The 15,152-nt window shown below is 65.8% G+C and carries 10 protein-coding genes; 8 read left to right on the forward strand and 2 right to left on the reverse strand.

Translation table 11 applies throughout. From position 1 onward, the window contains the following. Positions 1 to 48: 48 nt before the first annotated feature. Positions 49 to 960, reverse strand: a complete 912-nt coding sequence (locus tag AACY13_RS17270) for a flagellar protein MotY (RefSeq protein ID WP_339462811.1) — start codon at positions 958 to 960, stop codon at positions 49 to 51. Between the two features lie 205 nt (positions 961 to 1,165). Here AACY13_RS17270 and pyrC point away from each other — a divergent pair, with 205 nt between their 5' ends. Together pyrC and rnt are read left to right on the forward strand one after the other, a co-directional pair. After that, complete coding sequence (pyrC, locus tag AACY13_RS17275; protein ID WP_339462812.1) at positions 1,166 to 2,212, forward strand: dihydroorotase; 1,047 nt, start codon at positions 1,166 to 1,168, stop codon at positions 2,210 to 2,212. Continuing rightward, positions 2,209 to 2,880 (forward strand): ribonuclease T, encoded by a 672-nt coding sequence (gene rnt, locus AACY13_RS17280; RefSeq protein WP_339462813.1) that lies wholly within the window; start codon positions 2,209 to 2,211, stop codon positions 2,878 to 2,880. Before pyrC ends, rnt begins: the two co-directional genes overlap by 4 nt. Before the next feature lie 272 nt (positions 2,881 to 3,152). Here rnt and AACY13_RS17285 read toward each other — a convergent pair whose 3' ends face one another. Next, a complete protein-coding gene (locus AACY13_RS17285; RefSeq protein WP_339462814.1) occupies positions 3,153 to 7,994 on the reverse strand; it encodes an NAD-glutamate dehydrogenase in 4,842 nt (1,613 codons plus the stop codon). Positions 7,995 to 8,168: 174 nt separating this feature from the next. On the opposite strand from AACY13_RS17285, the gene AACY13_RS17290 reads away from it, so the two are divergent. Genes AACY13_RS17290 through AACY13_RS17315 form a run of 6 tightly spaced genes read left to right on the forward strand, consistent with a single transcriptional unit; the run spans position 8,169 to position 14,966 of the window. Next, on the forward strand, positions 8,169 to 9,128 hold the full coding sequence (locus AACY13_RS17290; RefSeq protein ID WP_325509297.1) for an AAA family ATPase: 960 nt from the start codon (positions 8,169 to 8,171) through the stop codon (positions 9,126 to 9,128). A gap of 5 nt (positions 9,129 to 9,133) precedes the next feature. Further along, positions 9,134 to 10,075, forward strand: coding sequence for a DUF58 domain-containing protein (locus tag AACY13_RS17295; RefSeq protein WP_339462815.1), 942 nt, complete (start codon positions 9,134 to 9,136; stop codon positions 10,073 to 10,075). Next, entirely contained in the window at positions 10,072 to 10,566 is a 495-nt protein-coding gene (locus AACY13_RS17300; RefSeq protein ID WP_339462816.1) for a DUF4381 domain-containing protein, read from the forward strand. The genes AACY13_RS17295 and AACY13_RS17300 overlap by 4 nt, the downstream gene beginning before the upstream one ends. After that, complete coding sequence (locus AACY13_RS17305; protein WP_339462817.1) at positions 10,559 to 11,590, forward strand: vWA domain-containing protein; 1,032 nt, start codon at positions 10,559 to 10,561, stop codon at positions 11,588 to 11,590. The genes AACY13_RS17300 and AACY13_RS17305 overlap by 8 nt, the downstream gene beginning before the upstream one ends. Then, positions 11,587 to 13,329, forward strand: a complete 1,743-nt coding sequence (locus tag AACY13_RS17310; RefSeq protein ID WP_339462818.1) for a VWA domain-containing protein — start codon at positions 11,587 to 11,589, stop codon at positions 13,327 to 13,329. Before AACY13_RS17305 ends, AACY13_RS17310 begins: the two co-directional genes overlap by 4 nt. Next, positions 13,326 to 14,966: a BatD family protein gene (locus tag AACY13_RS17315; RefSeq protein WP_339462819.1), complete on the forward strand. Its 1,641-nt coding sequence runs from the start codon at positions 13,326 to 13,328 to the stop codon at positions 14,964 to 14,966. Before AACY13_RS17310 ends, AACY13_RS17315 begins: the two co-directional genes overlap by 4 nt. The last annotated feature ends 186 nt before the right edge of the window (positions 14,967 to 15,152 follow it).

The raw sequence follows: 15,152 nt of genomic DNA on the forward strand, positions 1-15,152 counted from the left end.
GACGACCAAGCGACAGCTTCTGTCGTCCGTCAGGCGCTTTCCCTGGACTCAGGAGGACGCGCCAGGCGTGCCCTCGGCGGCGTCCGGGACCTCGGCGGACGGGGCCTCGGGGGCGCGCTCGAGCTGCATACTGACGCGGCGGTTCTTCGCCCGGTTGGCCTCGCTGTTATTCGGCACCAGCGGGTAGCGCTCGCCATGGAAACGCAGGGTGATGTTTTCGGCCGGCACGCCGTTGGCCTTGAGGTATTCCATCACGGCCAGGGCACGGCGGCGCGACAGGTCGCGATTGATCAGGCGATTGCCGCTGTTGTCGGCATGACCATCGAGCTGAATACGATTGACGCTGGGGTCGGCCTTGAGAAAGCTGAGGATGATATCGAGCTTGGCCTGGGCCATTGGCTCGAGGTCCACCCCGCCGCCCGGAAAGCCCACCTGGCTGCGGCGCACCTGATCGAAATTCACCGGCAGCAGTTTGGCCGTGCAATCGAGGTAGTCGTTGTAGGCCTTGTTGAAGCGTGCCGGCAGCAGGCGCACCTCGATGGCTTCGCCGCCCTGGGCGGTACGGTGGCGCAACAGCGGGCTACGGCCTTCGAGCAAGCCGGCCAGCAGACGTGCGCCCTGCTCCTGGGAGCTGTTGAACAGCACCTCGGAGGAACCGACGCTGACCGCGCCCAGGTTGATATCGCCGCGCCCCGGCTGCCAGGGTGCGGCGGCGGCCAGCAGGGTCGCCGAGCCCGCCCCCAGCCAGCGCTCGCGGGCCTGCATGCGAAAGGTCACCTGCTCGCCCGCCCGGCGCACGAACACCCCCGCGCCGAAATCGGTAATCGGTTGGCTCAGGCGACACTCGAACTGATCGCCCTCGATCTGCCATTCGACCTTCTCCAGGCGGGTCTGGAAACTAATGGCCAGCACTGGCTGACAGGCCAGCAGGCAAAGCAGGACGAGTGGATAACGTCGCACGACAGGCTCCCAGGAATACGGCTTACGCCCTGGCTATCGGTGCCTGGCGGGAAAACTTGAGGCCTGGCGGCCATGTGCGCACTGCTCGGCACGCCAAGCGCCCACGGCATCCGTCCGAGATTGTCGTCCGGGGCCGCTTTCAGCGTGCCGCCACAAGCCTTTTCCGGTAGCATTCTCGCCACGTTTCGCCCGCCTGGAAGCCTCCATGACTGACCGCCTTACCCTGCTGCGTCCCGACGACTGGCATATCCACCTGCGTGACGGTGCCGTATTGCCGCATACGGTCGCCGATGTAGCCCGTACCTTCGGCCGCGCCATCATCATGCCCAACCTGGTGCCGCCGGTACGCAACGCCAGCGAAGCCGATGCCTATCGCCAGCGCATCATCGACGCGCGCCCAGCCGGCAGCCGCTTCGAGCCGCTGATGGTGCTCTACCTCACCGACCTGACCAGCCCGGACGACGTGCGCACGGCCAAGGCATCGGGCTTTGTCCACGCGGCCAAGCTCTACCCGGCCGGAGCCACCACCAACTCCGACTCCGGCGTCACCAGCATCGACAAGATTTTCCCGGCACTCGAGGCCATGGCCGAGATCGGCCTGCCGCTACTGGTGCATGGTGAAGTGACGCGCAGCGAGATCGACGTATTCGACCGCGAAAAATACTTTATCGATGAGCAGCTCAGCCGGGTGGTCGAGCGCTTCCCGAGCCTGAAGGTGGTGTTCGAACATATCACCACCCGCGATGCGGTGGAGTTCGTGCAAGGTGCCTCGGCCAACGTCGGTGCGACCATCACCGCCCATCACCTGCTGTACAACCGCAACCATATGCTGGTCGGCGGTATTCGCCCGCACTTCTATTGCCTGCCGATTCTCAAGCGCAATACCCACCAGGAAGCCCTGCTGGATGCCGCCACCGGCGGCAACCCCAAGTTCTTCCTCGGCACCGACTCGGCCCCCCACGCCCAGCACGCCAAGGAAGCCGCCTGCGGCTGCGCCGGCTGCTACAGCGCCTATGCCGCCATCGAGCTGTATGCCGAGGCCTTCGAGCAGCGCAACGCCCTGGACAAGCTGGAGGCCTTCGCCAGCCTCAACGGTCCGGACTTCTACGGCCTGCCGCGCAACCGCGAAACCATCACCCTGGTGCGCGAAGACTGGACCGCCCCGGCCAGCCTGCCGCTGGGCGAACAACGCGTCATTCCACTGCGTGCCGGTGAAACCCTGCGCTGGCGTTTGCTGGAGGAGAAGGCGTGAGCGAAGACCTCTACGACGACGAACTGGAAAGCAGCCCCTCAGGCCCGCGCCACCCCATGGCCGCGCGTTTCCGCGGCTACCTGCCGGTGGTTGTGGACGTCGAGACCGGCGGTTTCAACTGCGCCACCGATGCCCTGCTGGAAATCGCCGCCACCACCATCGCCATGGACGAGCAGGGTTTCCTCTACCCCGACCACACCCATTTCTTCCGGGTCGAGCCCTTCGCCGGGGCGAATATCGAGCAGGCGGCGCTGGATTTCACCGGCATCAAACTCGACCACCCGCTGCGCATGGCCGTCACTGAAGAGCACGCCCTGACGGAAATCTTCCGCGGCCTGCGCAAATCGCTGAAAGCCAACAGCTGCAAGCGGGCAATCCTGGTCGGCCACAACAGCAGCTTCGACCTCGGTTTCCTCAATGCCGCAGTGGCCCGCACCGGCATCAAGCGCAACCCCTTCCACCCCTTCTCCAGCTTCGACACCGCTACCCTGGCCGGCCTCGCCTACGGTCAGACCGTACTGGCCAAAGCCTGCCAGGCCGCCGATATCGACTTCGACGGCAAGGAAGCGCACTCGGCCCGCTACGACACCGAGAAGACCGCCGAACTGTTCTGCGGCATCGTCAATCGCTGGAAAGAAATGGGCGGCTGGATAGACTTCGACGACTAAGTAGGTGCAGGCCAGCCTGAACGAAAGCAGTAGCCCAAATGCCGTTCAGCTAGGCAGATAAAAAAACGCCGCGACCCCAATAGGAATCGCGGCGTTTTTCGTAGTGCGTAGGTTGGGTTGAGGCGCGCAGCGACGAAGCCCAACGTGTCATGCCATCGCCTATTGCCCAATGTCATGCCATCAGCTGTTGGGCTTCGCTGCGCTCAACGCCAACCTACTGAGATGGGTTGTCACCAGCAGTAGCCCGGAGCCCATCCGGGCTACTGCTTCTATCAGGCGCTTTGCGCCAGGTCCATCAGCTCCCGGTTGGCCACGGCATACATGGCGTAATCGGTGGTGGTGGCCGAACGCAGTTCGCTAAGCATCAGCTTCCAGCGATCGACCAGACGACGGTGCTGATCCAGCCACACGCCGGCACGCTCCTCGATATCCGTCGGGGCCTCGGCCATCTGCAGCACCGACACGGTGATGACGCGCTGCTGCCAGTCCAGATCGTCGCGGAAGGCTTCCCGGGCCAGGGCCTGCCAGTTGTTTTCCACCGGCAGACCGGTGATCTGCTGCAGGTACCAGGACAGCTCCAGCGAACCGCCAACCGCGAAGTAGGCCGCAGCCACCCGGGCCGGCTCCTGCCCCGTCACATCGGAGGCCTCGATGATCGGCAGCAGGGTGTACAGATGGCTGGTACCGGCGACGACCCGCGCCAGCACCTCCGGCACACCGGCCTCCATATAGGCGTGGAAGCGTGCCAGCCAATGCTCGCGGGCCGGGCCCTCGAGCAGCTCGTCCAGGCGCATGGCCAGGGCTTCGATACGCGGCGCGAAATGCGCCACGTCACGGGCCGCATCCAGGTCGTTGCGACGGCTGCGCAGGAACCAGCGAGTGGCCCGGCGGCCCAGACGCATCAGCTCGTCCATCAGCTGCAACTGCAGGTCGGCCGACACCTGGTGGTCCAGGGCCTCGATCTGCTGCCACCAGTGCGGCAGGCGGAACACGTCGCGGACGATGACATAGGCACCGGCGACATTGGCCGCGCTCATGCCGGTGGACTCCTTCAAGCGCTGCACGAAGGTGATGCCCATATGGTTGACCAGGTCGTTGGCGATCTGGGTGCTGACGATTTCGCGCTTGAGGCGATGGCGACGCATCGGCTCGCCGAACTTCTGCGCCAGCAGCGGCGGGAAGGCGGTTTCCATTTCCCGCGCCAGGTACTCGTCGTCCGGTACCTGGGACTTGAGCAGGGACTCCTTGAGGTCGATCTTGCTGTAGGAAATCAGCACCGACAGCTCCGCCCGGGTCAGCCCCTGGCCGTTGTTGGCGCGTTCGTTGAGCTCGTCGTCACTGGGCAGGAACTCCAGGGCCCGATCCAGCTTGCCAGCCCCCTCGAGTGCCGTCATCAGGCGCTTGTACTCGCCCGCCCGCTCGCGGGCGCGGCGTTCGGCCAGGGACAGCGCCTGGGTCTGCTTGTAGTTGTTGCCCAGCACCAGGCCGCCGACCGCATCGGTCATTTCCACCAGCAGCTTGTTGCGCTGCTTGCCGGTCATATCGCCGGCGGCGACGATCTCGCCGAGCAGGATCTTGATATTGACCTCGTGGTCGGAACAGTCCACGCCACCGGCGTTGTCGATAAAGTCGGTGTTGCTCGCGCCACCCGTCAAGCCGAACTCGACGCGTCCCAGCTGGGTCATGCCGAGGTTACCGCCCTCGCCCACCACCTTGGCGCGCAGCTCGCGACCGTCGACCCGGAGCAGGTCGTTGGCCTTGTCGCCGACGTCGGCATGGCTTTCCTTGCTGGACTTGACGTAGGTGCCGATACCGCCGTTCCACAACAGGTCCACCGGGGCCTTGAGCAGCGCGTTGAGCAGCTCGGTGGGGGCCAGTTTGTCGGCGCTGATATCGAAACGCTCTTTCATCTGCGGGCTGATGGCGATGCTCTTGGCACTGCGCAGGAAGATGCCGCCGCCCTCGGAGATCAGCGAGCTGTCGTAGTCGCTCCAGCTGGAGCGCGGCAGGTCGAACAGACGCTGGCGTTCGACAAAGCTCTTGGCCGCATCCGGGTTGGGGTCGATAAAGATATGCATATGGTTGAAGGCCGCCACCAGCTGCAGGCTTTTCGACAGCAGCAGGCCGTTGCCGAACACGTCGCCGGCCATATCGCCGACACCGATCACCGTGACGTTGTCCTTCTGCACGTCGATGCCGCGCTCACGGAAGTGGCGCTGCACCGAGACCCAGGCCCCCTTGGCGGTGATGCCCATGCCCTTGTGGTCGTAGCCGGCCGAGCCGCCCGAGGCGAAGGCATCGTCCAGCCAGAAGCCATAGTCGGCGGCAATGCCGTTGGCGATATCGGAGAAGGTCGCGGTGCCCTTGTCCGCGGCCACCACCAGATAGGGATCGTCGCCATCGTGGCGCACCACGTTCTGCGGCGGTACCACGGCCCCTTCCTTGAGGTTGTCGGTGATATCCAGCAGACCGCTGATAAAGATCCGGTAGCAGGCGATGCCCTCGGCCAGCACCTCGTCGCGCGAACCGCCAAGCGGCATCCGCCGCGGCACGAAGCCACCCTTGGCCCCCATTGGCACGATCACCGCGTTCTTCACCTGCTGCGCCTTGACCAGGCCCAGCACTTCGGTGCGGTAGTCCTCCTCACGATCCGACCAGCGCAGACCGCCGCGGGCGACGTCGCCAAAGCGCAGGTGCACACCTTCGACACGCGGGCTGTAGACGAAGATCTCGAACTTCGGCATCGGCCGCGGAATATCCGGAATCGCCCGCGGGTTGAGCTTGAAGCTGAAGTAGCTCTTGGCCACGCCGCTGGCATCGGTCTGGTAGAAGTTGGTGCGCAGGGTGGCCTTGATCAGGTCCAGGTAGCGGCGCAGGATGCGGTCCTCGTTGAGCACCGCGACGTTGTCCAGGGCGACGAGGATGGCCTGTTCGAGCTTCTGCTGCTTGTCGTCCAGGTCACCGGCGGTGAGCTTGCGCGCCAGGTAGAAGCGGGTCTTGAATAGACGCACCAGTTCCTTGGCGATATCGGCATGGTTGACCAGGGTGGCGGCGATATAGCTCAGCGAGAAGCCGAGGCGGATCTGCTTGAGGTAACGTGCGTAGGCGCGCAGCAGGGCCACGTCGCGCCAGGGCATGGCGGCCATCAGCACCAGACGATTGAAGCCGTCGTTCTCCGCCGCGCCACCGACGATATTGACGAAGGCATCCTGCAGGGTGTCGTTGAGCTGCTGGATATCCACATCCAGGCCTTCGGCGTAGGTGAAGGCAAAGTCGTGGATCCAGAACTCGCGGCCATCGGCGCGGCGCAGCTTGTAGGGGAACTCGCCGAGCACGCGCAGGCCGAGGTTCTCCAGAACCGGCAGGACGTCCGACAGCGGCAGCGGCGTGTCGGCGTGGTACAGCTTGCAATGCAGTTGCTGGCCATCCTGGGTCAGCGGCTGATAGAAGCTCATCACCAGCTGGCGTTCGCTGTTCAGACTGAGGATATGCTGCATGTCCACCACCGCCGAATGCGGGGCGAAACGCTCGCGGTAACCGGCGGGGAAACCATCGGGGAATTCGCTCAGCACCTCGGTGCCCTGGGCTTCGCCGAGGCTTTCGACCATCAGGCTGGCGTAATCGTCCTTCCACGAACGGCAGGCCTGGATAACTTCCTTCTCCAGGCGCAGCGGATCGATCTGCACGCGGTTTTTCGGGTCGACCTTGAGGATAAACTGCACCCGCGCCAGCACCGACTCGGAGAAGAAGGTCCAGAACTCGCAATCGGTGGCCTGCAGGCGCTCCATCAGCACCTGCTGGATCTTCATCCGGGTTTCGGTGGAGTAGACATCACGCGGCACATAGGCCAGGCAGTAGCAGAAACGGCCATAGGGATCGCGGCGCAGGAACACACGGATCTTGTTGCGCTCCTGGATCTGCACGATGGCCATGGCGGTGTTGAACAGCTCATCCACCGAGGTCTGGAACAGATCGTCGCGCGGCAACACTTCCAATACCTGGGCCAGCTCCTTGCCCAGGTGGGCGCTGCTACCGAAACCGGCCCGCAGCTCGATCACCTCGACCTTGCGGCGGATATAGGGAATGTTCCATACGCTTTCGGCGTACACCGCCGAGGTGTACAGGCCCATAAAGCGGCATTCCTTGACCACCCGGCCCTTGCTGTCCAGCTCGCGGATCGACACCAGATCCGGGTAGGCCGGACGGTGTACGCGGCTCGGTACGGCGGCCTTGGCGAAGGACAGCAGCTGCGGCTCGCGCAGGTAGGCCACCGCCTCGGGTTCGATATGCAGCTCATCGGCTTTCAGGCCGGTGCGCAGGCGCTTGGACAGGCCGAGCAGGGAGCCCTCGTCATACTGCATGCTGCCGCCACCGGGCACATCGACCACGGTGAATTCTTCGTAGCCGAGGAAGGTGAAGTGGTCGTCGAGCAACCAGTTCATAAACACCTTGATCTCGTCCAGCTCGGCCCCTTCGGCCTTGAGTTTGGCCTTGTCCAGCCAGGCCAGCAGTTCCTTGGCCTTGGCCTTCATCGGCTGGAAATCGGCAACGCTCATGCGTACGTCGCGGAACACCTCGTGCAGGGTTTTCTCCAGGGTCTTCAGCTCGCCGGTGTTGGCGCAGCGGTCAATCTCCAGGAACATCAGGGCTTCCTGGCGCACGTCCTTGCCCTGGGTCCCCTTGGGCAGGATTTCCAGCAAGTCGCCATTCTTGTTGCGGCGTACGCTGAACACGCTGTTCTGCAGGGTGTGGATGCTGTAACCGCGACGGTTCAGCTCCATGCGCGCCGAGTCGACCAGGAACGGGATGTCGCTGTGGAGGATTTCCACGGCGGTGTGGGTCGACTGCCAGCCGTGCTTTTCATAATCGGGGTTGAATACCCGCACCTCGGGCTTGGCCGAATCGAAACGTTCCAGTACGCGCCAGGACGACAATGTGCAGCCGACCAGATCGGAGAGGCGACGCTGGGTCAGCTCCTCCAGGGCGATGATGCCGAAGAATTGTTCGGCGAACAGGGCCATTTGTGGCAAAGCCTGTTCACTGACGTGCTGCGCCAGCGCCGTTTGCAGATGATGCTGAAAATCGGCTTTGCTGGCCGCCGTAAAGAACGCCATGGGTAAGCTCCGTTTGGCTTGTTATTCAACTAGGGGCAGTCGCGAGTAATGACCTTCGCCACAACCTTGTGGTTCAACGTTAGTCTAGGAGGCAGCGATTGCATTAAAGTGGCTGCCACTTAACTCTGGCGAGGTTCGAGACTCGCTGGTCACATTTTCCGGATGAGCTTAACGATGGAACACCGTGAAGCGCTTGTCGCGCTGCGACATTTTCTTTCAACACAGATACTCGGCCAGGAAAAACTCATCGAAAGGCTGCTGATTGCCCTGCTCGCCGACGGCCATATGCTGGTTGAAGGCGCTCCCGGTCTGGCCAAGACCAAGGCGATCAAGGAACTGGCCGAAGGCATCGAGGCGGAATTCCATCGCATTCAGTTCACCCCCGACCTGCTCCCGGCCGATATCACCGGCACCGAGATCTACCGCCCGGAAACCGGCAGCTTCGTGTTTCAGCAGGGGCCGATCTTCCACAACCTGGTGCTGGCGGACGAAATCAACCGCGCCCCGGCCAAGGTCCAGTCGGCGCTGCTCGAGGCCATGGCCGAACGCCAGGTCAGCGTGGGCCGCAGCACCTATCACCTGTCGCCGCTGTTTCTGGTGATGGCCACACAGAACCCGATCGAGCAGGAAGGCACCTACCCGCTGCCCGAAGCCCAGCTCGACCGCTTCCTCATGCACGTCAAGATAGGCTTCCCGGATGCCAGCGTGGAACGCAAGATCCTCGCCCAGGCTCGTGGCGAAGCGCTCAATGGCGAAACCAAGCCCGAGCAGCGGGTCAGCCAGCAGGCGATCTTCGCCGCGCGCCAGGAAATCCTCGGCCTGTATATGGCCGATGCGGTGGAGGAATACCTGGTGCAACTGGTGATGGCCTCGCGCACCCCGGCCAAGTTCGACCCGGAGCTGGCCGAGTGGATCGCCTACGGGGCCAGCCCGCGCGGCTCGATTGCCCTTGATCGCTGCGCCCGCGCCCACGCCTGGCTGGCCGGGCGCGATTTCGTCAGCCCCGAAGATATCCAGGCGGTGCTGTTCGACGTACTGCGCCACCGCATCATCCTGTCGTTCGAGGCGGAAGCCGCCGGCATCGACCAGGACCGCGTGGTGCAGCGCATTCTCGATGTAGTGGCGGTCGCCTGATCGCCATGCATGACCAACCGCCCCAACCCGGTGTACGCATCAGCCTCGGCGAGCTGATCGAGATGCGTCACCGCGTGCGCGAGGTGCAGCTGTTTTCCACCCCGGCGCAGCGCAGCCCGCTGATCGGCCTGCACCACTCCAAGCTGCGCGGACGCGGCGTCGACTTCGATCAGGTGCGTGCCTACCAGGCCGGCGACGATGTGCGCAGCATCGACTGGCGGGTTACCGCGCGCACCCAGGAGCCGCACACCAAGCTGTTCCACGAAGAACGCGAGCGGCCGATCTATATCCTCGTCGAGCAGAGCGCCCGGCTGTTTTTCGGCTCGGGGCTGGTGTTCAAATCGGTACTCGCCGCCCAGGCCGCCGGCCTGATCGGCTGGGCCGCCCTGGGCCATAACGACCGCATCGGCGGCCTGGTCTTCGGCGACCTGGAACACCATGAAATCAAGCCGCGGCGCAGCAAGCAGAGCCTGCTGCAATTGCTCAGCCGCCTGGTGCGCGCCAATCAGGCGCTGTCCGGCAGCACCGCCGGCAACCGCGACAGCCTGGCCCTGGCCTTGCGCCGCGCCCGCGAGGTGCTGCGCCCCGGCAGCCTGGTGGTGCTGATCTGCGACGAGCGCACCCTGGGCGACAACAGCGAACAGCAGCTGCAGCTCCTGGCCCGGCATATCGACCTGCTGCTACTGCCCCTGTCCGACCCCCTCGATCATGCCCTGCCCGCCGCCGGCCTGCTGCGCTTTGCCGAGCGGGGTGCGCAGCTTGAGCTGGACACCCATGACGCCGACCTGCGCCAGGCCTATCGCAGCCTGGGCCAGGCGCGCCAGGCACGCTGGCAGCGCCTGGCGCAAAAGCTCGGGGTGCCGCTGCTGGCCTTGAGTACCCAGACGGAAATGATCGAACAACTGCGCGAACACCTGAACGCCCAGCGCCCGAGGAAAACCCCGTGACCGCGCTGGAACGGCTCGAACCGCTGATCGCCCCGCCGGCGATCGGCTGGTGGCCGCCGGCACCGGGCTGGTGGCTGCTCGCGGCGCTGCTACCCCTGCTGCTTTGGGGTGTGTTCAAGCTGCTTAAACGTTTGCCGCGCAAGGCCGCTGCCGAGCAGGGCGAAGCCCCCCTGGACCCGGTACGCCAGGCCGCGCTGGATGAACTGGCGCAGCTGAGCAAACCCTACGACGGCGTCGATGCCGGCCCCTGGTTGCAACAGCTCAATGCCATCCTCAAGCGCCTGTGCCGCGAACGCTACCCGCAAGGCAACAGCCATACCCTGAGCAGCCGCGCCTGGCTGGCCTTTCTCGACAGCCGCTGCCCGGCCGCCGGCCTGACCCGCTGGATGATCCTGGTCGAGGGCACCTATCGGCCGCACTGCACCCTCGACGACAAGGCCATCGCCGGTCTCGACCAGGCCGTGGCCATCTGGATTCGCAAGCATGTTTGAATTCGCCTGGCCCTGGGTTTTCCTGCTCGCCCCGCTGCCCTGGCTGTTGCGCCGGCTGCTGCCCGCAGCGGACAGCGGCGAGGCGGCCCTGAACATCAGCTTTATCGCCGAACTGCAACACCTGACCGGGCAACATGCCCGCGCCCGCCTGCCAAGCTGGCGGCAGCAGTTGCCGTTTGTCCTGCTCTGGGGCCTGCTGCTGCTGGCCACGGCGCGCCCGCAATGGCTCGGGGCCCCGCTGCCCATGCCCGCCAGCGGACGCGACCTGCTGCTGGCGGTGGATGTGTCCGGCTCCATGGATTACGCCGACATGCGCTGGGAAGACCAGCAGGTCAGCCGCCTGAGCCTGGTCAAGCAGCTGCTCGGCGACTTTATCGAAGGCCGCCAGGGCGACCGGGTCGGCCTGATCCTGTTCGGCAGCCGCGCCTACCTGCAATCGCCGCTGACCTTCGACCGCCAGACCGTGCGCTTCTGGCTGGACGAGGCGCAGCAGAATATAGCCGGCCCGCAAACCGCCATCGGCGACGCCATCGGCCTGGCCGTCAAGCGCCTGCGCCAACGCCCGGCGGACAGCCGGGTGCTGGTGCTGGTGACCGACGGGGCCAACAACAGCGGCGAACTCGACCCCTTGCTCGCCGCCCGCCTGGCCGCCGACGAACAGATCCGTATCTACACCATCGGCATCGGGGCCGACCCGCAGGAAGATGGGGTACTGGGCATGTTCGGCTTCAACCCGAGCCTGGATCTGGACGAAACCAGCCTGCGCGCAATTGCCGAGGCCAGCGGCGGCGAATACTTCCGCGCCCGCGACAGCCAGGAGCTGCAACGCATAGAGGCCACCCTCGACCGCCTCGAACCCGTGGCGCAGAACCCCACCCTGGCCCGCCCGAGCCTGCCGCTGTACCCCTGGCCCCTGAGCGCGGCTCTGCTCTTGAGCCTGCTGCTGGTCGCACGTACGCTGTGGCCTGGCCTGTCGCAACGCCTGCGTGCCGTGGCCAACCGCTATCCGAGGAGGCCGTCATGATCGAGTTGGCCGGCAACAGCCTCTGGCCCCACTGGTTGCGCCCCTTCTGGCTGCTTCTACTGCCGCTGCTGGGCACGCTGCTGTGGCAACTCTGGCACCGGAAAAAACGCAGCGGGCACTGGCAGGCCCTGCTTCCGGCGGCCTTTCACAGCGTGCTGCTGACGCCGGGCAGCGGGCGCAACAGCCGTCTGCCCTGGATCGCTCTGGGGCTGGCCTGGCTGCTGGCCTTGCTGGCCTTACTCGGCCCCAGCTGGCAACGCATCGAACAGAACAAGCTGAAGCCGGCCGACCCACTGGTGGTCCTGCTCGAACTGACCCCGGCGATGCTGGCCAGCGACGCCTCGCCCAATCGCCTGGAACAGGCCAGGCGCAAGCTGCTCGACCTGCTGGAAGCCCGCCAGGATGCGCAAACCGCCATCGTCGTCTATGCCGGCAGCGCCCACACCCTGGTGCCGCTGTCCGATGACCTGAGCACCAGCCGCAACCTGCTCGACGCCCTCAAGCCCTCGATCATGCCCGAGCCCGGACAACGTGCCGATCTGGCCGTGCTCAGGGCCCTGCAGCTGCTCCAGCAGGGCCAGCAAGGCCAGGGCCGGCTGCTGTTGCTCGGCAGCGCCCTCAGCAAGCAGGAACGCCAGGGCATCGCTCAGGCCTTGGACGGCCGCGACGAACGCCTGCAGATGCTCGGCATCGGCAGCGCCCAGGGTGCGCCGATCATTCAGGAGGACGGCTCCTTCCTCAAGGACCGGCAGGGCGCAATCCTTATCCCGCGCCTGGACAGCGCCAGCCTGAGTGCCTTTCTCCGCGAGATCGGCGGGCGTTTCCAACAGGCCACCCTGGATCAGCGCGACCTGCGCAGCCTCGGCCTGCTCGATGGTCCCGAACGCCTGCGCAGCGACGGCGAACCGACCCAACTGCAGGCCTGGGCCGACCAGGGTCACTGGCTGCTTCTACCGTTACTCCTGCTGGCCGCCTGCGCCGCACGGCGCGGCTGGTTGCTGTGCCTGCCCCTGCTGCTGGCGGGCCTGCCACAAAACAGCTACGCCTTCGACTTCGCCGACCTCTGGCTGCGCGCCGACCAGCAGGGCCAGCGCCTGCTCGAGGCGCAGCAACCGGCCCAGGCGGCGCAGCACTTCAAGCATCGCCAGTGGCAAGGCGTGGCCCTGTACCAGGCCGGCGACTACGCTGCGGCGGCCGAGCGCTTTGCCGCCGGCGAATCGGCGGCAGACCACTACAACCGCGGCAATGCCCTGGCCCATAGCAACGAACTGGAGGCCGCACTGGAGGCTTACAGCCAGGCCCTGGAGCTGCAACCCGAACTGACCCAGGCGCAGACCAACAAGGCCCTGATCGAAGAACTGCTACGCGAGCGGCAACAGCAAGCCGCCGAGCCGGATGCCGCCCAGGAGTCCGCCAACCAGACCGACAGCCCGTCGCCAGCGCCCCCGGGCGGACAGCGCGACGGTGAGCCCCAGGCCACACCGCCCCCGGCCGGCGGCGCTGAGCCGCCGCAGCCGACCGAGCAACAGCCGCCACCGGGCGAAGAACCCGGCGCGCCGCCGCCCGACGCACCGGATGAGGGCGACGGCGAACAGCAGTTCGCCGCCACCGACCCCGCCACCAACGGTGAGCGGCGGCAGGCCCTGGAACAATGGTTGCGGCAGATACCCGATGATCCGGGCGAACTGCTGCGGCGTAAATTCTGGCTGGAACAACAGCGTCAGGAACACATTCAATGAGTCGTCTGCTCTGCACCCTGATTCTCGGCCTGCTGGCCTGCTCGGCCAGCGCCCAGACCTTCACCGCCAGCGTCGATCGCACGCGCCTAAGCGTCGGCGAAAGCGTCGAGCTGACCCTCGAGTCGGATGATTCGACGCGTTTCAGCAAGCCCGACCTGGAACCGTTAAGCGCCCTGTTCGAGGTGCTGGGCACGCGCCAGGTCAATCGCCTGAGCAGCATCAACAACCAGGCCCGGGCCGTCACCCGCTGGCTCGTCACTCTGCAACCCAGGCAGAGCGGCTATGTGGTGATCCCGCCCCTGAATCTGGGCGACAACCGGACCCAGGCCATCACCCTGCATGTCCAGGACAGCGCCAGTCAGGCCAGCGACCGGCTTGCTCCGGTGTTTATCGACGCCAGCCTGGACCAGGAGAGTGTCTATGTGCAGGCGCAGGCGCTGCTGACCCTGCGCATCTACCATTCGGTTTCGCTGTACGACGACAGCAGCCTGAGCCCGCTGGAAATCCCCCAGGCCCGTGTCGAGGCGTTGGGCGAGGCGCGCACCTATGAGCGGGAGATCAATGGCATTCGCCATGGCGTGATCGAACTGCGCTACGCCATCTTCCCCCAGGAAAGCGGCGAACTGCTGATCCCCGCCCAGGTGTTCAGCGCCACGGCGGTGGATCGCTCGCGCAACGATGACTTCAACCCCTTCGGCCCTCGCACCGGCAGGGTGACCCGGGTCAAGTCGCCGGAGATTCCCCTGCAGGTCAAGGCCAAGCCCGCCGGCTACCCGGCCGACGCCCCCTGGCTACCCGCCCGCACCCTGAGCCTGGCCGAGGTCTGGAGCCCGCAGCCGGAGCAGGCCCGGGCCGGTGAATCGCTGACCCGCAGCATCCTGCTCAAGGTCGAGGGACTCTCCAGCGCCCAGCTACCGCCTCTGCCGGCCACCCGCGGGCAGGACCTGCGGCGTTACCCCGACCAGCCGCAACTGGCCAACCAGGCCGGCGAAACGGGTCTGACCGGTAGCCGCGAGGAGCGCGAAGCCCTGGTGCCCAACCGCAGCGGCGCGCTGGAACTGGCGGCGGTCGAAGTTCCCTGGTGGAACACCGAGGAAGATCGCCTGGAAATCGCCCGCCTGCCAGCCCTCACCCTGCAGGTGGCCAGCAACCCCAGCCTGGAGGCGCAGGACAGCCCACTGCAACCCGCCCCGGCCACCCTGCAACCGGGCCCGCCGCTGTGGCCCTGGCAGCTGAGCAGCGCCCTGCTCAGCCTGACCACCCTGTTCGGCTTTGCCCTGTGGTGGCGCGCCCGCCGTCAGCCGGCCGTGATGCCCCACCAGCAGGCCGGGCCCAGCCCGCGCAACCTGCTCGAGGACCTCAAGCGCAGCTGCCTGGCCAACGATTCCCAGGCCACCCGCCACGCGCTCGACGCCTGGGCCCGACAGCAGCCGGAAACCCTGGCCGATATGGCCGCACGCTTTACCCCGCTGTCCGACGCCCTGGACGGCCTCAATGGCGCGCTCTACAGCGAGAGCGGCCAGCATTGGCAGGGGCGCAACCTGTGGCTGGCGATCCGCAGCCTGCCGGCGGTGGCAAATCCCGAGAGCAACGCCAACCCGGAAGCCGGGGCGCTGCCACCGCTGTATCCGCGCTAGTCGGTAGTTCCAAACCCAGACCGTGGGAGGGGCTTTAGCCGCGATCACAGCGATTCAAAGCTCGTGGCTAAAACGCTTAGCGCTGCATGGGCGTTGTCCACCCTACAACTAGCTGCAGAGGCACAGTAGATCGGATGACGCGGGGCCCGCGCACCAAGAGTCTGCCAGCGATGCTGGTGCGCACAG

It is taken from the genome of Pseudomonas sp. EA_105y_Pfl2_R69, assembly GCF_963970915.1.
Lineage (GTDB): Bacteria > Pseudomonadota > Gammaproteobacteria > Pseudomonadales > Pseudomonadaceae > Aquipseudomonas.

What these genes read in the sequence shown, in the direction of transcription:
- AACY13_RS17310 (WP_339462818.1), top strand. Translation starts at nt 11,587, where the DNA reads ATGATCGAGTTGGCCGGCAACAGCCTCTGGCCCCACTGGTTGCGCCCC.
- AACY13_RS17290 (WP_325509297.1), top strand. Translation starts at nt 8,169, where the DNA reads ATGGAACACCGTGAAGCGCTTGTCGCGCTGCGACATTTTCTTTCAACA.
- AACY13_RS17295 (WP_339462815.1), top strand. Translation starts at nt 9,134, where the DNA reads ATGCATGACCAACCGCCCCAACCCGGTGTACGCATCAGCCTCGGCGAG.
- AACY13_RS17305 (WP_339462817.1), top strand. Translation starts at nt 10,559, where the DNA reads ATGTTTGAATTCGCCTGGCCCTGGGTTTTCCTGCTCGCCCCGCTGCCC.
- AACY13_RS17285 (WP_339462814.1), bottom strand. Translation starts at nt 7,994, where the DNA reads ATGGCGTTCTTTACGGCGGCCAGCAAAGCCGATTTTCAGCATCATCTG.
- pyrC (WP_339462812.1), top strand. Translation starts at nt 1,166, where the DNA reads ATGACTGACCGCCTTACCCTGCTGCGTCCCGACGACTGGCATATCCAC.
- AACY13_RS17315 (WP_339462819.1), top strand. Translation starts at nt 13,326, where the DNA reads ATGAGTCGTCTGCTCTGCACCCTGATTCTCGGCCTGCTGGCCTGCTCG.